The organism is Corynebacterium bovis DSM 20582 = CIP 54.80 (assembly GCF_030408615.1).
In the GTDB taxonomy this organism is placed as follows: Bacteria; Actinomycetota; Actinomycetes; order Mycobacteriales; family Mycobacteriaceae; genus Corynebacterium; species Corynebacterium bovis.
This window is the reverse complement of record NZ_CP047187.1, coordinates 2312770-2334551: the sequence shown is the minus strand read 5'-3', so window position 1 is coordinate 2334551 and position 21782 is coordinate 2312770. Positions and strand designations below refer to the sequence as shown.

17 protein-coding genes, 1 tRNA gene and 1 pseudogene are annotated in these 21782 nt (G+C 73.6%); 14 read left to right on the top strand and 5 right to left on the bottom strand.

What is annotated here, in order from left to right:
* The first annotated feature begins 14 nt into the window (after positions 1–14).
* The 4 genes from CBOVI_RS09565 to CBOVI_RS09550 all read left to right on the top strand — a co-directional run bounded on the left by CBOVI_RS09565 (position 15) and on the right by CBOVI_RS09550 (position 6128).
* Positions 15–3311: an ALF repeat-containing protein gene (locus CBOVI_RS09565; protein ID WP_183273744.1), complete on the top strand. Its 3297-nt coding sequence runs from the start codon at positions 15–17 to the stop codon at positions 3309–3311.
* A 112-nt stretch (positions 3312–3423) separates the two neighbouring features.
* On the top strand, positions 3424–4215 hold the full coding sequence (locus CBOVI_RS09560) for a hypothetical protein (RefSeq protein ID WP_125186432.1): 792 nt from the start codon (positions 3424–3426) through the stop codon (positions 4213–4215).
* Between the two features lie 56 nt (positions 4216–4271).
* Positions 4272–5177, top strand: a complete 906-nt coding sequence (locus tag CBOVI_RS09555) for a hypothetical protein (RefSeq protein WP_125187364.1) — start codon at positions 4272–4274, stop codon at positions 5175–5177.
* A 216-nt stretch (positions 5178–5393) separates the two neighbouring features.
* Positions 5394–6128: a hypothetical protein gene (locus CBOVI_RS09550; RefSeq protein WP_010266213.1), complete on the top strand. Its 735-nt coding sequence runs from the start codon at positions 5394–5396 to the stop codon at positions 6126–6128.
* Positions 6129–6213: 85 nt separating this feature from the next.
* On the opposite strand, the gene pgfA is transcribed toward CBOVI_RS09550, so the two are convergent.
* The 3 genes and pseudogenes from pgfA to CBOVI_RS09535 all read right to left on the bottom strand — a co-directional run.
* Complete coding sequence (pgfA, locus tag CBOVI_RS09545; RefSeq protein ID WP_125186483.1) at positions 6214–7401, bottom strand: cell envelope lipid trafficking protein PgfA; 1188 nt, start codon at positions 7399–7401, stop codon at positions 6214–6216.
* A gap of 70 nt (positions 7402–7471) precedes the next feature.
* Positions 7472–7783 carry a hypothetical protein gene (locus tag CBOVI_RS09540; protein WP_183273743.1) on the bottom strand — a complete coding sequence of 104 codons (312 nt, stop codon included), beginning with the start codon at positions 7781–7783 and terminating at the stop codon, positions 7472–7474.
* Positions 7784–7907: 124 nt separating this feature from the next.
* A pseudogene (locus CBOVI_RS09535) lies at positions 7908–8414 on the bottom strand (universal stress protein); the annotation flags it as partial.
* Positions 8415–8511: 97 nt separating this feature from the next.
* Here CBOVI_RS09535 and CBOVI_RS09530 point away from each other — a divergent pair.
* The 5 genes from CBOVI_RS09530 to CBOVI_RS09510 all read left to right on the top strand — a co-directional run bounded on the left by CBOVI_RS09530 (position 8512) and on the right by CBOVI_RS09510 (position 15143).
* Entirely contained in the window at positions 8512–9909 is a 1398-nt protein-coding gene (locus tag CBOVI_RS09530) for a glycoside hydrolase family 3 N-terminal domain-containing protein (RefSeq protein ID WP_232625721.1), read from the top strand.
* 455 nt (positions 9910–10364) lie between these two features.
* Positions 10365–11954, top strand: a complete 1590-nt coding sequence (locus tag CBOVI_RS09525) for a VanW family protein (protein WP_125186338.1) — start codon at positions 10365–10367, stop codon at positions 11952–11954.
* A 400-nt stretch (positions 11955–12354) separates the two neighbouring features.
* On the top strand, positions 12355–13638 hold the full coding sequence (locus tag CBOVI_RS09520; protein WP_010265967.1) for a hypothetical protein: 1284 nt from the start codon (positions 12355–12357) through the stop codon (positions 13636–13638).
* 208 nt (positions 13639–13846) lie between these two features.
* Positions 13847–14425 carry a hypothetical protein gene (locus tag CBOVI_RS09515; RefSeq protein WP_010265970.1) on the top strand — a complete coding sequence of 193 codons (579 nt, stop codon included), beginning with the start codon at positions 13847–13849 and terminating at the stop codon, positions 14423–14425.
* Between the two features lie 61 nt (positions 14426–14486).
* A complete protein-coding gene (locus CBOVI_RS09510; RefSeq protein ID WP_010265973.1) occupies positions 14487–15143 on the top strand; it encodes a hypothetical protein in 657 nt (218 codons plus the stop codon).
* Between the two features lie 217 nt (positions 15144–15360).
* Here the strand turns inward: CBOVI_RS09510 and CBOVI_RS09505 are convergent, their stop codons facing one another.
* Positions 15361–17349: a hypothetical protein gene (locus CBOVI_RS09505; RefSeq protein ID WP_183273742.1), complete on the bottom strand. Its 1989-nt coding sequence runs from the start codon at positions 17347–17349 to the stop codon at positions 15361–15363.
* 455 nt (positions 17350–17804) lie between these two features.
* Between CBOVI_RS09505 and CBOVI_RS09500 the strand changes: the two genes are divergently transcribed.
* Entirely contained in the window at positions 17805–18335 is a 531-nt protein-coding gene (locus CBOVI_RS09500; protein ID WP_010267486.1) for a protease, read from the top strand.
* Positions 18336–18543: 208 nt separating this feature from the next.
* On the opposite strand, the gene CBOVI_RS09495 is transcribed toward CBOVI_RS09500, so the two are convergent.
* Positions 18544–18617 (bottom strand) — tRNA-Gly (locus tag CBOVI_RS09495).
* A gap of 202 nt (positions 18618–18819) precedes the next feature.
* Here CBOVI_RS09495 and dcd point away from each other — a divergent pair.
* The 4 genes from dcd to CBOVI_RS09475 are packed head-to-tail and all read left to right on the top strand — an operon-like array spanning position 18820 to position 21711.
* Entirely contained in the window at positions 18820–19386 is a 567-nt protein-coding gene (gene dcd, locus CBOVI_RS09490) for a dCTP deaminase (protein ID WP_010267485.1), read from the top strand.
* A 55-nt stretch (positions 19387–19441) separates the two neighbouring features.
* Complete coding sequence (locus CBOVI_RS09485; protein ID WP_010267484.1) at positions 19442–20290, top strand: ABC transporter ATP-binding protein; 849 nt, start codon at positions 19442–19444, stop codon at positions 20288–20290.
* The gene (locus CBOVI_RS09480) at positions 20287–21030 is read left to right on the top strand and encodes an ABC transporter permease (protein ID WP_010267483.1); all 744 of its coding nucleotides are present in this window, start codon (positions 20287–20289) and stop codon (positions 21028–21030) included. The genes CBOVI_RS09485 and CBOVI_RS09480 overlap by 4 nt, the downstream gene beginning before the upstream one ends.
* Before the next feature lie 3 nt (positions 21031–21033).
* The gene (locus CBOVI_RS09475; RefSeq protein ID WP_010267482.1) at positions 21034–21711 is read left to right on the top strand and encodes an ABC transporter permease; all 678 of its coding nucleotides are present in this window, start codon (positions 21034–21036) and stop codon (positions 21709–21711) included.
* Positions 21712–21782 lie beyond the last annotated feature (71 nt).

Sequence of the window (21782 nt, the reverse complement as noted above, 5' to 3'; positions counted from 1 at the left end):
AGGACGCCGAACGGATGCAGGTCAGCGACCTCGTCACGATGGCCGTCGACGAGGCGGCCCGGGCGAACGAGGCCACGAGCCTGGCCCTGCAGCAGGCGGACCGCGCGGCCCGGGCGGCGGAGAACGCGCGGGAGGCCACGGACCGCGCCCGGGACGAGGCCCGGCAGGCCGGTGACGCGCAGGTCCGCGCGGAGAACGCCGCCAACGCCGCGGGGACGCTCGCGAACCGGTCCGCCGAGGTGGCGGATCAGGCGGTCGCCGCGGCGCAGGATGCCCGACGGGCCCTCCAGCAGACGGCCGATGCCATGTCGCGGGCCGCCTCGGCCGCCGCCCGTGCCCGCGCGGCCGCGGGTGCGGCGTCGGCGCGGGCGTCGGCGGCCGCCCGGGACGCGTCCGTCGCCCGGGACGCCCGGATCGCGGCGGAGCAGGCCCGGGACGCGGCGAAGGCGGCGCGGGACTCGGCGGCGGCGTTCGACTTCGCGGCGACCTCGGCGGGGCACGCGGACAACGCGGCCCGGGCGGCCGGGTCGGCCGCGGCGAACGCGGACGCCGCGGCGGCCGCCGCCGGGGAGGCGGCCCAGGCCGCCGGCGTCAGTGAGGGCGCGGCGGCGGAGGCACGGGCCGGGGCCGCGCGGGCCCGGGCGGCGGCCGGTCGGGCGCGGGCGGCGGCCGGGGAGGTCGACAGGATCGTCGGCCGGATCCGGTCGCTGGTCGACGAGGTCCGGCGGGCGGCGACGGAGGCCGCCGAGCACGCCTCCCGCTCGGCCGACGCCGCGGACGCGGCGGTGCGCGAGGCGGGCAACGCCGACTACGCGGCGCGCATGGCGGGCCGCCACGCCGACGACGCCGCGGCCGCGGCGGAGGCGTCGCGGAAGAACATCGACCTCGCCGAACGGGTGGGTGAGGTCGCGGGCGCGGTCGCCCGGGACCGCCTCGACGCCGAGGGGGCGTTCCTGCGGGACCGGGCTCTCGCGGCGCGGGCGGCGCAGGACGCCCGGGACGCCGCGGCGGAGGAGACGGCCCGGCGGCGGGACGACCTCGCGGCGCGGATGGCGGTCCTCGACGGTGCCGGTGCGACCGCTGACCCGGGTTCCGCGGAGGTCCGCGGCGCGGTCGTCGCCGCGGCGCAGGTCGGCGGGCCGGCGGTCGCCGGGGCCGCCCGGGTCGCTCTCGAGGGTGGGACGGCGGACGACCTCCGGGGGTTCGTCCGCGTCTCGTACCCGGAGGCCGTGGCGGCGGACAACGCCACCCGGGTCCGGAACCTCTGGGCGACGGACCCGGACGACGCGGTCCGCGCGGCGGCCGACCGGATGGCCGACGCGGGGCCGGACGAGGTGGCGGAGTTCCTGGCGACGACCGTCCCCGAGCTCCGTCTCCCCGGCCTCAGGGCGAGGGCGTGGGCGCTGCGCGAGGGCGCGGGTCCCGCGGTCACCCGGGCCGCGGACGACGCGCTGCGGACGAACACGGCCCCGGCCCTCGAGGGCTTCGTCACCGGGGGCGGGTTCGAACGGGCACGTCAGGTGGATCAGATCCGGGAGGCGTACGCACTCGCCGACAGCGGCGGCCCGGAGGTGAAGGCGGCCGCCCAGGCGGCGGTCGTCGGTGACCGGGCGATGCTCAACGACTTCATCGTGGTCGGGCAGTACGTCCGGCAGGGGCTCGACGACCAGCGTGCGGCCCACGACGCCCAGATCGCGGGGATGCTCCAGTCCGGCCGCCGGGTGGCCGACTCCGCGTCGGCGATGGCGGCGGATGCGCGGGCGGCGCACTACCGGGCGGTCGGGTCGGCGGCCCGGGCGGCGGAGTTCGCGGCCGAGGCGCGCGGCTGGTCGGGCCAGGCGCAGGCGGCGGCGCAGGCCGCGCGGGAGAGCGTCGGCCGGGCGGAGCAGTCGCTGCGCTTCGCGGAGGCCCAGCAGACCCGGGCCTGGCAGGCGGCCCGCGCCGCGCAGCAGGACGCGGAGCAGGCGACGACGAACGCCGCGCGGGCGACGTCCTTCGCCACCGACGCGTCCGCCGCGGCCGCCGAGGCGGCGGCCTCGGCGCGGGACGCCCGGGCCTCCGCTGTGGCGGCGGGCGAGGATGCGCAGCGGGCGTCCGATGCGGCCGCCGAGGCCTACGCGAGTGCGGTCGAGCTGCAGGAACGTGAGCAGGCCGAGATCCAGGACAACCTCGTCGCCCAGGGGGAGGACCCGGCGCCGGCGAGCTTCCTCGACGTCCTCAAGGAGACGGTCGGCCAGCAGGCCCTCGATCTGCTCCTCGACATCATCGGCGTGAACGACCTGCTCGACTGCGCGAAGGGCGAGCTCTCCGGGTGTCTGCTCACCCTCCTGAACTTCGCGGGGCCGATCGTCAAGGTCGGGTTCAAGGTCGCGAGGAACTTCAGCACGATCCGCTGGATCATCAGCAAGGTCGACGACGTCGCGGCGGCGTGGAAGACCCGCAAGGCCGCCCGGGTGAAGAAGGCGGACGCGGTCTTCGACGCCCCGGCCTGCGCGATGCGCCCGGCTCGGTTCAGCGGGCCGGCGCGGATGCTCACCGCGGGGTACCGGTGGGCGGCGGCGGGCGCGGGGGTCCTACGGCAGGTCGCGGCCTCGTGTCCGGCGCCGTACCTGAAGCCGAAGCGGGCCAGCTACTACCGGGTGAACATCAACGAGCTCACGCCGGATGAGCTCAATGTCTTCCAGCGGTGGGACAAGACCCGGGAACTCAGTGAAGCAGCAATTGATCGGTTCCCCGAGGGGCATAAGCTCCCGGACGATATCGGGGGCATCGTCGAATCGCTGAAGGCGAAGATCACGAAGCACGACATCGAGATCAAGGCCCCGCACCGGCTCAATCAGGGGATCGACCCGGCCAGCCCCACCCGTGATCTCGGTCTTCTCAATGCAGCCGAACAGGAACGGAAGATTGCTCAGGATCGGTACCAGAATGTGATGGCGGCGGCGGAGATCCGGTTCGCGAGGTCCAATGGCGCCGCCTTTGCCCGTCTGAATCAACGGGATATCTCGATGGTCAGGAAGTTGGCTAATCAAGTCTATGAGCGGGTGGCGCGCAGCCGGGGGCGCCCGGATGTGGCGACGGCGAGTGAAAAAGGCGACGTGAACGTCAAGATCGAATTCGACACGAAGTCGTCGAACCGCGGCATCGGCCACGCGGAGCAGCTCCTGGACGCCGACCCGAACGCGAAGGTGTTCCTCGTGGAGCTCACGAGCGGGAAGGACGGGTCGCTGCTGAGCAAGGAGCTGCGGGAGGTGCTCGACAAGAACGCCCCGGCGTTTGCTGCCCTCGAGCAATCGAAGAAGGTAGACTGATGTGAAGCATAAGTGTCATACTGTGTCATGTGGAGGAAGGAGGCGGTGAATGGCCGGGAGGCGGGCGCGCGGGAGATCGGACTTCAGTGCTCCTATCGATGAGGTGGCTCCGTTGAGCTACTCGATGATGTTCATTCACGGGGACTTCGACACCGTCTGTGAAGCGGCGGAGTATCTTTCCCTGTCGCCGGCCGATGAGGAGCGGGCTCCGAGTGACTGGTCGGTGCGGGAGCACTGGCGGGACCGGGTCGGTGACGACTGGGTCCGGGAGTTCCGGCTCGCAGAGGACCCGCGGTACCCGGGGTTCGGGACCCTGATCCAGACGGCGAATCCCCGGTGGATCGCGTGGATCGGGGCGAGCTACCAGTATGTCGACAGAATCGACGGGCGGCTGCAGTCGACGGTGGCCCGGCAGGTGGTCCCGGACTATGAGATCGTGCTGGTGAACCGGTACCCGGATGGGGAGTATCTCGCGGAGAGTATCCCCGGGTGGCAACACAATTGGCGCAGCCGGATCGAGTTCTGGGATTCGGAGACGTTTATCCGGTACCAGAATTTCGATCGGGGCTGGCGGAAAATCGGTCTCGAGTTGTCGCAGTCGTGGCGGTTGCAGCCGGTGACGGACTGGTTGGAGGGTCCGGAGTACGCGTTTCCCGGGATGGAGAAGCTGCGGTCGAAGAAGGGTCCGTTGCGGGCGCGGTTCGGTGACGAGGAGTTGGCCGCTGCGGCGGCGGTGTTCGGGATTGATCTGTTCTCGAAGGAGTTCTACTGCGGCCCGGCGGTGACGTTCGGGGTGAGTGCGCTGGCGGACAAGGAGTTCGGGGTGGCTGACGCGGAGCAGTACCGGGACCTGTTTCTCCCGGGGTGGCGGGAGGATCCCGGCAGGGGGTGTGTGCGGTGGTGAGGATGTTTCGGTCGGTGCCGGGGTTGCCGGAGGAGTTCCGGGGGTCGTTGTCACCGGTGAGCCGGGAGGTGACGTTCCTGCGGGCGTCGGTCGATGAGATCGCCGGGGCGTTCACGCGGGTCGTCGAGTCTGACAACCCGACGGAGGACGGCAACGGTTGGGGTTTTCCGCTGTGGGTGCACCGGGAGCAGGTGCGGGCGCGGCGGGAGGATATTCCGGGGTTGCTGCTGCCGCAGAACCGGGTCACGCGGGTGCTGGTGGTGCCGATGGTGTTGCCGGAGTGGAATGCGGTGTTTCATTCCTCGTCCGACCGGCATAACTCGAGGTGGACCCTCAGGCTGAGTTTTGCGTTCTTCACCTATGGCTTGTCCGGGGAGGTGATGCAGTCGTTGTGGCGGCGGGCTCAGGAGGAGGGGCGGGACCCGGAGGTGGCGCATGTGCGGGTGGTGGCGTGGCCGCGGTACGAGTCGGAGGAACCGGACCGGCGGAGGTACACGACGTCGGGGGCGTGCGGGCTGGAGGTTTCCGCGCTGCACCGGACACATGAGGACGAGCGTGAATTGGCGTCGGTCAGTGACTTCACGAGTTACATCTTCGGCCACGATCGAGGTGAGGTGACGCGGGCGCGCAGTGAGTTGGTCGGTGCGTTGCTCGGTGACCCTGAGCTGCCGGAGTTGCAGAGCGGGCATGAAACGAAGGATGACCCGGTGGCGGATCGGCGTCGTCGGGAGGAGTTGTGGCGGCGGTTCAGTTTCCGGGATGTCAACCGGATCCTGGCGCCGCTGGGGATCCGTCCGTTCGACGACGGGTTCTACGGGACCGACGGCACGTTGTTGACCGTGTGGACCGAAGGGCAGGAGCCGTTCGATGTCGGTGAGCGCGTCCCGTTCGAGCACTACCAGGCGTTCCGGGGGTTGGGCCCGGAGATCATCCGCGCACCGGGGGCGGCGGACATGACGTGACCCCGGCCCCGTCGGCTGCCCCGGCGCACACCCGTGGCCGACACCGCAGAGGGGCACTCCACCGTTCGCCGCCCCGGTCGCCGGGAGGTGCCGTCGTCCCCTGACAGACGGACCCCCACCGGCCCGGAACCCGTCCACACACACCGAGCACCGCGCCACGCCCCGCGCCCACCACGGACGCACCGGGCAGGCGCACCGCAGGAAAGGAACCCACCCATGAGTGACACCACACCCGCACCCCTGCCCGCGGACTTCCCGGACCCGCCGCACGTCGCGGTCCGGGGCAGGCACACCGTCGCCGTCGTCGACGCGGCGAAGGCCGTCGACCTCGACCGCTGGCGGACCTTCCACAGCGACAACCCCGGCTGGACCCTGCTGTTCTGGGAGCGGTCCGAGGACGGCTGGGAGGACCCGGAGGACACCCGCGGCCTCGAGGACGACGAGTTCTTCGGCGAGCCCTTCGACGCCGACGACGCCGACGCCGACGACGCCGACGCTGACGACGCCGGTGACGTCGACGCCGCCTGGGAGAGCTTCTCCGTCGACCCCGCGACCCTGGACGGCGACGACGACGCCGCCCCGGACGTCGTCGACGACCTCGACGAGATCTGGTGCGGCCTCAACTCCGGGCACATGTGGAAGCAGGGCCTGGCCGTCCTCGTCGACTGCCCCTCCTACGACGTCCCGGCGGCGCTGCCCTGGTGGGGCTGCGCCAACGCGGGCATGCCCGCCGACCTCTCCGTGATCCTCCGCGACCTCCACGACCGGTGGGGCACGGAGCTCCTCGGGCTCAGCACGGAGGAGGACGCGGCGTTCGTGCTGCGCATCCCGGTGGACACCGTCGAGGACATCCCGGCGGACCTCTCCCGGCGTCTCGCCGCCCTCGGGGACGAGGCGAGTGTCGCCGAGGACCCGGAGTGGGGCGTCCTCGCGAGGATCTGGTTCGACTGAGCCGGGGGCGGGGCGGGACCGGGCCGGGCTCGGGGGCGGGGCGTGACCGCCCGCGCCGCGCCGCTCGGCCGCCGCGCCGCGCCGCTCAGCCGCGGGCGCCCCGCCGCGGGCGGTGGACCGCCCACGCCGCGACGAGGGCCAGCACACCGAGGATCCCCGCCGCCCACGGGATGACCTCCTCGCCCACGGCGAGCGCCCGCAGCCCGTCCTTCGCGAGCGCCATCTGCTCGTCCTGCGTCGCCCGGTCCCACCGGGCGGGGAACTCCAGGACCGTGCGGCGCGGGGAGCGCAGCTCCTGCCCCCGCCTCTCCGGGGTGGCGAACCGCCGCGCCTCGGCGTCGTCGCGGGCGTAGTAGACCCACACGTCCTCGGCGTCGTCGACGATGATGCCGGTGTCCGGCTGGACCAGCACCGTCCGGTTCACCGTGTAGTACCGGCTCATCCGCACGTCCGGGCCCCGCGGGTCGGTGGCGGACCAGCCGGGCACCTCCGCCCGGTCGAGACCCCACGCGGCGGCCGGGGCGGTGTGGCGCAGGGGGTCGAGCATCTCCCGGTCGCCGTCGGAGAGGCTGCCGTCGGACCGGAGCATCGCCTCGAGCGCCGGGTACATCTCCGTCGGGTCGACGGTCTGCTCGAAGCGGTACACCGTCTCGCCGTCGCGCTTCTCCTCGTCGACGAAGTCGATGTCCTTGTTGCGCAGGACGGTCGTGTCGAAGTAGGGGTACGCCTTCTTCTCCGTGTCGGCGGGGAACCGGTAGTCCAGGCCCGAGCGGATGAACCGGGGGGTCTCGGTGCGGCGGGTCCCGGTGGGGTCCGTGGCCGTGAGGGTGGACACCGGTTCGTTGACGGGGAACCGGGTCTCCCGGTCGAGGGTCACCCGGTCGACCGTCCCGCCGAGCGACGCCCGGTCTGCCGGGGCGTCGGTGCGCGTGAGCTCCGTCGTCGCCTCCACGGTGACCTGTTTGCGGGACGACGGCTCCCGCGCGGTGAGCTGCGTCCGTGACTGCAGCGGGACGTCGGTGGCGATGAAACAGCTGATGCGGGGGGTATCGCCGGCGCACTCCGGGGACCGCCGCCGGTCGGCGGCCGGGCGTCCGGCGGCGAGCGCGGCGGAGTCCAGCACGATCCCGCCGACGGGGTCGGTCACCGTGTGGGAGTCGATGTCCTTCGGCAGCACCTTCCCCCGGGGGACGACGTACGCCGGCACGGCGACGCAGATGACCAGCAGGGCCGTGCCGACGATGATGGCGGCGGTCGTGAGGAGCTTCTTCATGGCTGACAGGTCCTGTCGTCGTGCTCGTGGTGCTCGTGCCGGGGACGTGGGGGAGGGGTGGATGCGGCGCTCACCACCCGGGCGCGGACGGCGCGGACGGCGCGGTCGTCCCGGACGCGGCGGGTGCCGGTGCTCCGGGTGCGGACGTCGCGGTCGCGGTCGCGCCCGCGGGCTCCGCGGGCTCCGCGGTGGGCCGCCCGGTGGGCTGCGCGTGGCCCGTGACGGACTCCGTCGGCGTGGTCGGGGACGCCGGGAGGCGGCTCGTGTCCGCGACGGCACCGAGGAGGAGGGTCACGCCGACGCCGAGGACGACGCCGACGGCGGCGGGCACGGCGACGCGTCCGGCACCCGTCCGGCGGTCGGTCCGGATCTCGAAAGGCACGGGAAGTCTACCGGGACGTCGGGGTCGCGGAGGACCCCGGCGTGTCGGGGGCGTCGTGCCCGGTCGCGCGGCCGTCGCGGCCGTCGCGGTCGCCGTCGCCGTCGCGCCCCCGGCCCTCGCCGGCCGGCGGGACGATGAGCACGGGCCGCCCGGCGTGCTTGACGATGCTGTCCGACACACTGGACTGGAGCAGGGACTTCCACCCGCTGAGGGCCCGGGTCCCGGCGACGATGACGTCGACGTCGAGCTCCTCGGCGGCGTCGACGATCGCGCTCCACACCGCGGTGGCGGACTCCACGAGGTAGGGCTCCGTCGTGAACCCGTGCGACCGGGCGAGCTCGACCCCCTCCCGGCAGATCGCGACAGCCTCGCGGTACGCGGGGTCGTCGTCCTCCTCCGCGGCGGTGCTCGCCCAGTCGTGCTGCATCATGCCGCTCATCCCCGCCGCCCGGGCGGCCTGCCGGTGGATCGGTTCCCAGGCGGTGAGGATGTAGGCGGTGGAGCTGCTCAGGAACCGGGCCGCCTCGCGGATCGCGGTGCGGGCCTCGTCCGAGCCGTCGAAGGCGATGAGGGCCGTGTCACCGGTGAGGTTCCCGACGTGCCCTCCCGTGCCGGTCGCTGTCTCAGTCATGGCTACTACCGTAGTACGGGCACGGGGTCACGTCCGCCGGTCCGCGGACGGGCGTCGACCCCGCCGTGCCCACGACACCACCGACCGGAAGGCCCCCGTGCCCCTTCGCAGCCCGCACCACGCCCACCCCGCCGCCCCGCGCACCCCGCGCGCACCCCGCACCGCGCGCACCGCCCGGGACCCCCGCACCCCGCGCGCCGCCCGGGCGGTGTCCCCGTCGCCCTCGCCCGCCCCGTCGCCCCGGGCGGTGCTCGCCGCCGCGGCCGTCGCCGCCCCGCTGCTCCTCGCCGGCTGCTCCGGCACCGGCACCGGATCCGGGGACGCGCCCGGCTCCACGTCCGTGACCGGCGCGGACGGTGCCGCGACGACGACGGCGACCGCCGCGGCGGGGTCGGCGTCGTCCCCCGCGACCGGAACCGACGCCTCCGGTGACCCCGCGTGCGTGGCGCACCTCGACACCCGGCAGCGGGCCGCGCGCACCCTCGCCGTCGGCGTGACGGGCTTCGACGACGCCGCCGCGGCCGTCGACCAGGGCGTCCGCCACCTCTTCATCGGCTCCGGCACGGACATGAGCATCCTCAACGGCCGGGGGGACCCCTCCCGCAGCCTCGCCGAACTGGAACGCCGCGCCGGCGAGCCGCTGACCGTGAGCGTCGACGAGGAGGGCGGGGAGGTCCAGCGCCTCGCGGAGGTCGCCGGCGAGCTGCCCTCGGCCCGCCGGATGGCCGGGACGATGACCCCGGAGCAGGTGCGGGCGCTCATGGCCGACCACGGCCGGGCGATCCGCGCCCTCGGGGTGACCGTCGACTTCGCGCCGGACATCGACCTCGACGGCGGGGCCGACGCCACCGCCGGGGTCATCGGCAGCCGCGCGTTCTCCCCGGACCCGGCGACGGTCACCGCCTACGCCACCGCGTACGCGCAGGGCCTGCTCGACGCCGGGGTCACGCCGGTCGTCAAGCACTTCCCGGGTCACGGCCACGCCAGCGGCGACTCGCACACCGGCAGCGTCTCGACGCCCCCGCTCGACAGCATCGGCCCGGACCTCGAACCGTTCGCCGCGCTGTCGCGGATGCCGGGGGTCGGGGTCATGGTCGGGCACGTGCAGGTCCCGGGGCTCGACGCCGCGACCGGGGGCGGGGACCGGGTCCCGGGGGCCGACGCCGCGACCGGGGGCGGGGACGGGGTGCGCGGGGCGGAGACACCGTCGTCGGTCAACCCGGCGGCCTACCGGATGCTGCGCGACGGCTGGCCCGGGGCCGCGCCGTTCCACGGGACCGTGTACACCGACGACCTCACGGGCATGAAGGCGATCAGCGGGACGATGGACGGCCCGGCGAGCGTCGTCGCCGCCCTGCGGGCCGGGGCGGACCGGCCCCTGACGACCGAGAGCCACGACGTCACGGCGATGCTCGACGCCGTCGTCGCCGCCGTGGACGACGGCACCCTCCGGCCGGGCGACCTCGCCCGGGGCGCGGGCGCGGACTGCCGCTGAGGCGGGCGTCGACCCCTCCGGGGACCGGGACCCCACCGGTCCCGGCACGGTCCCGGCACGGTCCCCGGACCGCCCCCTCCCCGCCGCCGTCGGGCCCCCTCACGGCCCCTGACCGGCCCCGGGAGGGCGTCGTCGGGTACCCGCCGGGCCACTCCACCCGTTATGGTGGACGCGTGCACAACCAGGACCCCCATCCCGCCGCGGGTGCCGACGGGCAGGACGCCCCGACCGGCACCGGCGCGTACGGCGACGCCGCGTACGGCCCGGCCGGCGCGCACGCCCCCGCAGGCGGACAGTACGTGGACCCCACCGGTGCCCTCCCCCGGGACCCCGACGGGTACCCCGCCGAGGACGACGAACCCCGTCGCCGCCGGTGGGGGGCCGTGGGCTGCCTCGGCGGCGGGCTCATCGGGCTCATCGCCCTCGGCGGCATCCTCTACGGCGTGGACTACTTCATGTCGGAGGGGCAGGTGCCGCGCGGCGTGACCGTCGGCGGCGTGGACATCGGGGGGCTGGACCAGGAGCAGGCGGAGCAGCGGCTCCGCAACAACCTCGAGGGCGGGCTCCGGGAACCGGTGACCGTCGTCGCCGGGAACATGTCCTCCGTCATCGACCCCGCCCCGTCCGGTCTCAACGTGGACTGGGGTCGGACCGTCGACCAGGCGGGCCGGCAGCCGCTCAACCCCGTGACCCGAATCCGCAGCTTCTTCGAGAAGCGGGAGGTCGGCATCGTCAGCCGCATCACCGACGCCCCGCTCAACCGCACCCTCGACCGCGTCGGCGGGGAACTCCAGCGGGACCCGTCCGACGCCGCGCTGTCCATCGGCCCCGACGGCCGGCCGGACATCACCGACGACGTCCCCGGGCAGACCGTCGACCCGGCGGTGCTCAGCACGCTCGTCCGGGAGAACTGGCTCAACACCTCCCACACGGTCACCGTGCCGGCCGACGTCGTCGAGGCCGCGCTCCGGCGGTCGGCGGCGGACGCGGCGGTCCGCGACGTCGTCAGCAAGGTCACCGCGTCCCCGGTGGTCTTCCACGGCCGGGACGGGGTCAACGGGGTACTCCAGCCGACGGACATGTCGCGCATCGTGACCTTCGACCCGGCCGGGGACCACTTCACCCCGAACTACCACCGGGACGTCGCGCAGGGCATCCTGTCCGCGCAGCTCGCGTCGACCGAGACACAGTTCCGGAACGCGACGTTCACCGCGCAGGGCGGGGGACTGGCCGTCGTCCCCTCCCAGGACGGCACCGAGATCGTGTGGGACCGGACCCTCGACCCGCTCGACCAGAAACTCCTCGACGTGTCGAAGCGGGACTGGGACGTCACCTACGAGGACCGCAAGGCGACGTACACGACGGAGATGGCCCAGAAGGCGACGTTCGACGACGTCATGGGCACGTTCACGACCGGCGGGTTCACCGCCGCCTCGGGGACGAACATCCGGCGCGTCGCCGAGCAGGTCAACGGGGCGATCGTCCTGCCCGGCGAGACGTTCAGCCTCAACGGCTACACCGGCCCGCGCGGCAGCGCCCAGGGCTACGTGGAGTCCGGGATCATCCTCGACGGCCACGCCGACAAGGCCGTCGGCGGCGGCATCAGCCAGTTCGCGACGACGCTGTACAACGCCTCCTACTTCGCGGGCATGGACGACGTCGCCCACACCCCGCACTCGTACTACATCAGCCGGTACCCCGCGGGGCGCGAGGCGACGGTGTACGAGGGGGCCATCGACCTGCAGTTCAAGAACCCCTTCGACACGCCCGTCATGATCACCGCGACCGCCGGGGCGGACTCCGTCACCGTCGAGCTGCGCGGCGTCCGGCACGTCACCGTGGACTCCCAGACCGGGCCGAAGACGAACTTCACCGACCCGCCGCGCCGGGAACTCAGCGGCCCGACGTGCAGCCCGTCGTCCGGGGAGCGCGGGTTCACCGTCACCGACACCCGGACCGTGCGGGACCTCACCGGCCGCCAGCTGTCGCGGAAGACCACGACGACGACGTACGACCCCGCGCCCATCGTCACCTGTAAGCCGTGACGGGGGTGCCCGGCGGGCGGTGCCGACCCGCCGGGCTGCTGTCGTGCAGTACGGATCCCGGGCCCACCTGGGGTGTTGCGGCCGGGGGCGGGGGAGCGTAGACGTTCGTCTACGGGGGTGGCCGTTCGTCTACGCACCCCCCGCCTGACGCGGGGGTGGCTGCGCGCTGTGGGGTCCCTGTGAATCCGCGGACCCACTGTTCGGCTCGGCGTGTCGCGGTGCACGCACTGTGATAGACGAAAGGGAGCTGCACTGGTGCGCGGCGTCGAAAATTACCCCTGACCAGCCCGAACTCTAGCGGACGGCGGGGATGGGCGTTACGGTCACTGTGTACCGCGGCCCGGACCACCACAGTCCACCACAGTGGGGCGGGTGGGTCGCAGAAGGAAAGGGACACAGTATGCGTTTCCGTTCGATCACCACCGCCGTCCTCGCCGCCACCGCGATCATCGGCGCGACCTCCGCCGTCCCGGCCGCGACCGCCGCGACGGACGACGTCCCGGGTCGCGCGCAGGCGATCCCGATCACGAACTTCAACAAGGCCTGCACGGTCGGGGAGTCCGTCAAGGAGGGCTACCCGCAGTGGCACTACGGTGAGACCGCCCGCCGCTACGAGGGTGACGGCACGATCCAGTTCAAGAACACGACGGACCAGGAGATCGACTACACCGCCACCGTCGAGACCGGGACGAACCACCAGATCAGCTCCAACTCCCGGGCGGCCCTGCCCTCCGGCTGGGACACGACCGCGAAGTCGGACATCGGCCTCAAGGAGTCCAACGGCTGGCTCGAGGGCGAGACGATCGGCCCCGTGAAGCTCAAGCCGGGCGAGTCCTTCCGCGTGGAGTACGGCACCCTCATCAAGGACTTCGTCGCCGTGTTCCAGGCCTGCGAGAACGGCACCCTCGGCGGGGCCCTCGGCGCCGACGTCATCCGGGGCACCGGCCCCGCGGAGCGCTACGCCTTCGCCTACGTCGTCCACGCCGACGGCTCCATCTCCGACAAGGGCCTGAACATCCCGTCCCGGGGCCCGGGCGCCGCGTCCCGGCTCACCCCGGACGACACGACGAACGTCTACGGCCCGAGCCTGGAGAAGGTCGCCGACCCGGAGAAGGACTACATCAAGGAGCCCGACGTCCCGGTCCAGCGTGACCCGTCCTGGCCGAAGGAGGGCGGGAAGTGCGCCCCGGGCGACCACGGGTACTACCCGCTGGACATCACGACGACCGAGCCGACGATCCGTAAGCCCGGCTTCTCCCAGTCGTTCCTCAACTGGTCGTCCGCGGACTACGAGTTCAAGCCCACGACGGACAACGTCGTCGGCGCCTGGTACACCGGCCAGAGCAACTGGAACGGCACGCCGGACGGCATCCCGGACGGCTGGCTCGCCTCCGTCGGCGTCGTCGGCCGGGCGTACATGCCGGTCGGCACGGCGCTGAAGCCCGTCGACCTCAAGGCCGGTGAGAAGGTGCGGGTCGAGTACGGCACGACGCTCACGCGCATCAACTACCGCGAGTTCAACTGCTCGACCGGCAAGCCCCTGGCCTTCCGCCAGGCGTCCGCCCCGAGCGGCTTCTGGGCGGAGGCCGTCGTCACCGCGAAGGACGGCAGCACCCGGACGCTGGACATCACCCCGGACGAGTGGCGGGACCTGCCGGTCCCGACGCAGACCAACCGGTCCTGACGCCCCGCCCCGCCCCGGGGCACCGGGCGGTCCGCCGGACGAACGTCCGGTGACCGTGCGGGCTCCGGGGCGGCCCGGGCACCAGCGTCACCACCGGCCACCACGCCGGCCGTCGGCGTCGACCCCCTGCCGACCCCACCCCGGCCGTCACCGACCGTGGCCGTCACCACCCACAGACCTCAGCACACCCCTGACAGAGGAGAACATCATGACCGTCCGCCGCATCCTCACCGCGACCGCCGCCACCGGCGTGCTGGCCGCCGCCGCGCTCCAGGCCCCGGCCGCGTCCGCCCTGCCGCAGCGTGACCTCGGCCCCGCCAACCCGACCACCATCGGCGAGAAGTGCGTCAACCCGGGCGACCGGGGCCAGACCATCGACATCAAGCGCACGTACTTCGACGGCTCCGCCGGCACGTGGACCGTGTCCAACTTCAACGACGAGCCGCTGCCGGTCACCCGCGCCGTGACCGAGACGAAGACGAAGACGTGGAACGTCTCCGCGAGCGTCGACTTCAAGCTCCTCGACCTCATCCACTTCACCTTCTCCAGCAGCTACACCGACACGCAGACCTACGAGGTCGGCGAGACCGTCGGCCCGTACAACATCGCCCCGGGCAAGACCGCCGTGCTCAAGGCCGGCTGGGTCGTCTCCGACTTCGAGGGCGAGAAGACGGTCTGCGGTTCCGACCACACGTGGCAGGGCACCGGCCAGACCTTCACCGCCAGCCTCCCGAAGGAGCGCTCCGTGCAGGTCAGCACCCGTGACAACAAGGACATGACGGGCTAGTCCGTCACCCCCCCACCCCCATCCACCGGAACCCATCCACCGGAAACCGAAGGAGGCGTCCATGAGGACAGCCCACACCACCGCCCTGCGGAGGGCGGCCACCGCATCGGCCGCGGCGGTGCTGGCGGCCGCGACGGTCGTCGGGACCCCGGCCGTGGCGGGTGCCGCGACGCCCGCCCCCGTCGACACGACCGGCCAGAAGACCGCGTCGTCCGGCTTCGGCGGGGACTTCGAGCTCCCGCAGCGGTGGAACGACGACTACAAGCCGGGCACCCGGTGCACCCCGCCCGGGTCGGTCGGCACGTACGTCGAGGCGAAGCGCCGCTGGTTCAAGCAGACCGACGCGTCGAGCGTGCAGAACCTCAACGACGAGAAGGTGCCGGTCCAGCACACGGTGACCGACATCCGGAAGCAGACGACCGAGGTCAGCGCCAAGGGCGAGGGCGAGGGAGAGATCGCCAAGTACCTCACCCTGGCGTTCGGGATGAGCTACGTCAACGAGATCTCCTGGAAGCTCAAGCAGGTCGTCGGCCCGTACGACCTGGCCCCGCACAAGAAGGGCCGGCTCGTCTGGGGCTTCACGATGCTCGACGTCGACGCCCAGGACGTCCGCTGCGGCGACGACCTCGTGTGGCACGCCGAGGGGAAGCCGTACCACGCGACGTCCCCGGAGTCCCGGTACTCGGAGCTCCAGATCACGGACAACGACGCGTACTGACGCGGCGGTCACGCGTCACCGACGCTGACCGGCGCTGTCCGGCGCTGTCTGACGCCGACCCGGCGGCCACCGGCCCCGCGCGCTCCGAGGGAGTGTGCGGGGCCGTCGTGCGTCCGGGGGCGGGTCGGGGCGGGGTGCGTCCGGGGTCGGGGGACGACGGACGCCTCCGGGGTGCCGCCCGTGCGCGGGTGCGGGGCCGGGGTGCCGCGGGTGAGCGTCAGGCGCGGCGGCGCAGCACGAGGAGCGTCGCGCCGCCGACCAGCGCGAGGGCCGCGAGCGCGACCGCGCCGGCGACGTCGCTGACACCCGTGCGCGCGAGTTCGGCGCGCGCGGCGGGCTGCGCGGTGGTCTGCGCGGCGGTGGACCCGGTCGCGGCCGTGGCCGCGGACCCCGGGGTCACCGTGCTGCCGCCCGTGACAGCCGGCACCGCGTTGCCTGCGGTCCCTGCGCCGTTCGGGACCGGGGTGGTCGTCGGTGCCGCTGCGCTACCCGCACCCGCCGGGGCCGCCGAGCCCGCGAGGCCCGGGAGCGCGGGGAGGCCGGGGAGGGCGGGGAAGTCGGGGAGCGGCGGAAGCCCGGGGAGGCCCGGGTGCGCGCCGGCCCCGGACGAGCCGGAGACCAGCCCGCCGAGGAGCCCGACGGCGAGGACGCCCGCGCCGGACCCGACGAGCGCGGGGATGAGCGCCGACGGCCTGGTGAGTGAGCCGGTCAGCGACCCGTCGAGCGAACCGGGCAGCGAACCGGTCAGTGAGCCGGTCACCGACCCGCCGTCACCGGGGGCGGACGGCGTGGTCGGGGCGACGCTCGACGTCGTCGGCGTGCCCGACGTGGTCGGGGCGGCGGTCGGGGTGGCCGACGTGGTCGCCGGGGTCGCCGGGGTCGTCTCCGTCGAGGTGGCGCTCGGAGCCGCCGGGGCGGCCGGCGTGGTCTCCGTGGTCACCGGCGTGGTCTCCGTCGAGGTGGCGGTCGGAGCCGCCGGCGCGGCCGGCGTGGTCTCCGTCGGGGTGGCGGTCGGGGCCGCCGGGGCGGACGACGTCGGCTCCGTGGTCCCGGTCGTCGGCGTCGCCGGAGCGGTCTCCGTCGCCGGAGCGGCCGGCGTCGTCTCCGCCGGGGAGGTGCCCGGCGTGGGCTCCGTCGTCTCCGTCGCGGAGGCGGTCGGGGCTGCCGGGGCGGCCGACGTGGTCCCGGCCGTGGAGGTGCCCGGGGCCGTGGAGGGGTCCGTCGTCCCTGTGGCCGTCGTCCCCTTCCCCGGCGGGACAGCCCCCGGCATGACCGTGACCTCGTTGACCGCGCGGTCGCAGAGGTCCTCCTTCGCGCCGATGTACCGGGTCGCGAAGTCGTCGCCGATGATGACCGCGTTGTAGTCCACGAGGGTGTTCTCGTGGTCCGTGCCCGGGGCGTACGGGTCGCCCGTCCACTGGGTCGCCGCGCACGTGATGTCGCCGGGGATCGAACGGTCGAACGGCAGGACGAAGCCGATCTTCTGCGGGGCGGGCAGGCCCGTGTCGGCCGGTCGGCGCAGGTCGAGGAGGCTCCGCGCGCCCTCGACGAAGGTGCCCAGGCCGTCCGCGGAGTCCGCCACGGTCTCGTTCTCGACGCGCACCGGGATGCGGAGCACGCCGGGGGCGCTGTCGGCGGGGACGGTGGTCTCGGCGGTGATGCGGAACGTCGTCGCCCCGCCCGTCGCCGTCGTGAGGCGGAAGTACTGGGCGGGGATGTACGGGCCGTCCTGCAGGTAGTCCGGGGCGAAATCGTCCGGGCCGACGCGGCCGACCTGGAAGGTGTCCCGGCCCTGGTTGTACTCCTCGGCGGAGGGGAAGCGCGCGGAGCGGGTGGCGTCGTCGACGACGGTCGCCTCCACGGGGCCGATCGGGACCGAGGGGTTCCGGTCGTTGAAGTCGGTCGTCGGCGGGACGCTCGTCACGGTGAAGCGGACGTTCGTCAGCGAGGCGGGGAGGCTCACGAGGTAGGCGTGGCCGACGGCCCGGCGGTTCCCGGCGTCCGTCGGCACGACGACGACGTCCCAGGACAGGGTGGCCGTCGACCCGGGGGAGGCCTGGACGCCGGCACCGCGGACGTCCACGCCCGCGGCGTAGATGATGTTCTGGTGCTGGCCGTCGACGGCGAGTGCGGGGGAGGGGGTGGCCGCGAGCACGCTCACCGAGGCGGCGAGGGTGGCGGCGAGAAGTCGGCGTTGGGGGATCACGTCCAATCTCCTTGCGTGGGTGAGGTGTGGGGGCCCGGCGGCCGCCTGGGGGCAGGTGATGTGAAGCCGTGGGCTGGGTGAGTATAAGGCGTACTGCCGATGAGCATAAAAACTGAAGCTGTCGGCGTGGCGTGGGGCTATTCGTGTTACACGGCGGTGCCGGGGCCGTGGTGGGCCGCGGGGGCGGGCGGCTGCGGAGCGCGGCGAATCGTGCTACACGGCGGTGGCGGGCCGCGTGATGTGGAGCGGGGCGGAGTGGCGTGGCGCGGGGTGGGTCGGCGGGTGCGGGCGGCGCGGGGGGGTGTGGGTCAGGCGGGGGCGGCCGGGGCGGCCACGGCGCGGCCGGGTCGGCAGGATCGGCCACGGCGCGGGGGCGGCGGTGGGGCGTACGGTCGCGGACGAGGCCCGCCCCCGGACCTGCGGGCCGTCACCCGAACGGCGAAAGGACACCCGACATGGCGAAGAACATCCTCATCCTGTCCACCGACTACGGCGTGGAGAAGCCCGAAATCGTCCAGCCCCTCGAGACCCTGCGCGCCGACGGCCACACGGTCACCGTCGCGACCCCCGGCGGTGGGGACGTGCAGACCGTCACCGACGACCGGAACCCAGACGTCACCGTGCCCACGGACACCGCGCTCGCCGACGTGACCGGGGAGTTCGACGTCATCGTCCTGCCCGGCGGCACCGTCAACGCGGACACCGCCCGGGCGGACGAGGGCATCCGCGACATCGTCTCCGCCCAGGCGAAGGCCGGCCGGACGGTCGCGGCGATCTGCCACGCGCCGTGGGTCCTCGTCGACACGGAGCTGGCGAAGGGGAAGAACCTCACGTCCTTCTCCTCGATCCGGCCCGACCTCGTCAATGCGGGCGCGACCTGGCACGACGAGGAGGTCGTGGTCTGCGACACCGACGGATGGCGGCTCATCACCTCCCGGAACCCCGGTGACCTCGACGCCTTCATCGCGGCGATCGAGAAGGACTGACCGGAAGCGCCGGTGATGTGAGCTGCCGGCAGTGCGGGGTCACCGGAGTGGCGGTGATGTGGGCTTCTGGCAGTGCGGGGTCAAAAAGGAGGCGATTTTTGACCCGGAGCTGCCAGTTGCTGCCGGCACGCGTGCCCGGCGGCCCGCCACGCAGGTGCGCACGCGACGAGGGCGCCCCCGGAAATCCGGGGACGCCCTCGTCCTGTTCTGGAGCCGATGACGGGAATCGAACCCGCGCCGCCTGCTTGGGAAGCAGGAGTTCTACCATTGAACTACATCGGCAGTGTCCACGATCTGCTCGTGACCGGCGGCCGACCACGGGCCGCCCAGCGTCCGGACAGTGTGCCGTGCGCTGTGGGAACAGACTCTAACATACGCCCGCGCCGCCGCGGCAATCCGCCCCCGTACCAGGGCACCGCCGCGGCCGCCCGCCCCGGCACCGGCGTTCCACCACGCCGATCCGCCCCTGCGCTAGGGTTGTGGCGTGCTTCTCTCCGACCGAGACATCCGTGCCGCCCTCGCCTCCGGACACCTGGGCGTCGACCCCCTCGACGCGTCCCTCGTGCAGCCGTCGAGCCTGGACGTCCGGCTCGACCGCTACTTCCGGGTGTTCAACAACTCCCGGTACACGCACATCGACCCGAAGCAGCCGCAGGAGGACCTCACGACACTCGTCGAGGTCGACGCCGACGAGGCGTTCATCCTCCACCCGGGCGAGTTCGTCCTCGGCGCGACCCTCGAGGCGGTGACGATCCCGGACGACCTCGCCGGCCGCCTGGAGGGGAAGTCCTCCCTCGGCCGCCTGGGCCTGCTCACGCACTCGACGGCCGGGTTCATCGACCCCGGGTTCCACGGGCACATCACCCTGGAGCTGTCGAACACCGCGAACCTGCCGATCGCCCTGTACCCGGGGATGAAGATCGGCCAGCTCGCCCTGTTCTCCATGAGCAGCCCCGCGGAGAACCCTTACGGTTCGGGTACGCTCGGCTCGAAGTACCAGGGGCAGCGCGGCCCCACCCCGTCGCGCGCCTACCTCAACTTCCGGTCGTGACGCCGGCGCGGCGCCCGCCGCGCCCCCGCGACCCGTCTGGAGCGCACCCCTCACCGTGATCACCTTCGACTCCGTCACCGTCCACTACCCGGGGGCCGGTCCGCCCGCGGTCCGCGACTTCTCCCTCGAGGTCCCCACCGGCGAGGTGACGGTCCTGCTCGGCTCGTCCGGCTGCGGCAAGACCACGCTGCTCCGCTGCGTCAACCGCCTCGTCGAGCCGACGTCCGGCACGGTCCGCATCGACGGCGCCGCCGTGGGCGACCGCGACCCCGTCGCGCTGCGGCGGTCGATCGGGTACGTCATCCAGAACGCGGGCCTGCTCCCGCACCGCACGGTGCGGGACAACATCGGCACCGTGCCGCGCCTCACCGGCACCCGGGGGTCGGGGCTCGACGAGCGGATCCGCCACGCCGCGGAGCTCGTCGACCTCCACCCGGAGCTGCTCGACCGCTACCCCCGGCAGCTGTCCGGCGGGCAGCAGCAACGGGTGGGCGTCGCCCGGGCCCTCGCCGGGGACCCGGACATCCTCCTCATGGACGAGCCCTTCGGGGCGGTCGACCCGATCGTCCGGCGCGACCTCCAGGACCAGGTCGGGCGGCTCCAGGAGGAGCTCGGCAAGACCGTCATCCTCGTGACGCACGACGTCGACGAGGCCTTCGCGCTGGGCGACCGGGTGGTCGTGCTGCGGGACGGGGCGCGGGTGGCGCAGGCGGGGACGCCGGAGGACCTCATGCTCCGCCCGGCGGACGGGTTCGTGGAGAGTTTCGTCGGCGGGCAGCGCCGGGGCCTGCAGGTCGGGACCGTCGCGGGCAGGCGGGTCGTGCAGGACGCGCGCGGGCGGATCGTCGGGACGCTCGACGCCGACGCCGACGGTGCCGGTGCCACGCCGGGGGACCGGTCATGACCGCCGCCCTCGCCCACGCCACCGCCGCCACCCACGCCACCACCACCCACCCCCTCACCCGCGACGTCGCGGGCGTCGACGTCGGCTGGCTGCGCACCAACGCCGGATCCGTGGTGGAGCTCGCGTGGGACCACGTGCTGCTCTGCGTCCCGGCGGTCGTGCTGTCGTTCCTCGTCGCCGTGCCGCTGGGGTGGGGCGTCCACCGCCTCGGCCGCCGGCGGCGCACGGCGGTCGTCGGCACGGGTGTGCTGGCCGTGACGGGCCTGGTGTACGCGGTGCCGTCGCTGGCGTTGTTCGTCATCCTGCCGTACATCATGGGGGTGTCGATCCTCAGCCCGCTCAACGTCGTCGTCGCGTTGCTGCTCTACGGTGTCGCGCTCCTCGTCCGCGTCGCCGCCGAGGCGTTCGCCACGGTGGACGCGGACCTCCGCGACGCCGCGGTCGCCGTCGGCCACTCGGGGTGGGGACGGTTCGTCGCCGTCGAGCTGCCGCTGGCCGGTCCCGCCCTGCTCACCGGGGTGCGGGTCGTCTCGGCGTCGACGGTGAGTCTCGCGTCCGTCGGCTCGCTCATCGGGGTGAGCACCCTCGGGGACCTCTTCACCCGCGGGTTCCAGCGGGGGTTCCCGACGCAGGTCCTCGCGGGGGTCGTCGGGGTCGTGGCCGTCGCGGTGGTCCTCGACCTTGTGCTCGTCGGCGTGGGCCGGGTGCTCATGCCCTGGCGTTCCCGGGCGGGGGTGTAGCCCGTGCTGACGGAGACGTTCCACCTGCTCACCCGCCCGGAGACGTGGTCCGGCGCCGCCGGTCTGTGGACCCGGGTGGGCCAACACCTGTGGTACAGCCTGCTCGCGATGGCTGTCACGGTCGTGCTGGCCGTGCCCGCGGGGCTGGCCGTCGGGCACACCGGCCGGTTCCGGGGGCTCGTCATCGGCCTCGGCGGTGCCCTGCGGGCGCTGCCGTCGCTGGGCCTGCTGACGTTCCTCGCCCTCGCGGTCCCGGGGGCGACCGGGCACGCGGTCGTGCCCGCCGTCGCCGTCCTCGTGCTCCTCGCCGTGCCGCCGGTCCTCGCCGGCACGGCGGCGGGGGTGGAGTCGGTCGACCGGGACACCGTCGTCGCCGCCCGGGCCGTGGGGCTCAGCGAGCGGCAGATCCTCCTCCGGGTCGAACTGCCGCTCGCCGCGCCGATGATCGTCGACGGCATCCGTTCGGCGGTGCTCCAGGTGCTGGCGACGGCCACGGTCTGCGCGTACATCGGGCTCGGGGGCCTCGGCCGCTACGTCCTCGACGGCCTGGCGACCCGGGACTACCCCACGGTGCTCGTCGGGGCCGGGTCGGTCATCGTCGTCGCCCTCGTCGCCGAGGGGGTGCTCGCCCTGGTCCAGCGGTGGAGCCGCCCGCGGATGTCGACGGGCGGCCGGGGTTGAGGTCCGGGGGCGACGACGACGCACGCCGCCGCGGAACGCGCGGATCGGTGACCGCGGACCGCCCGTCCGGC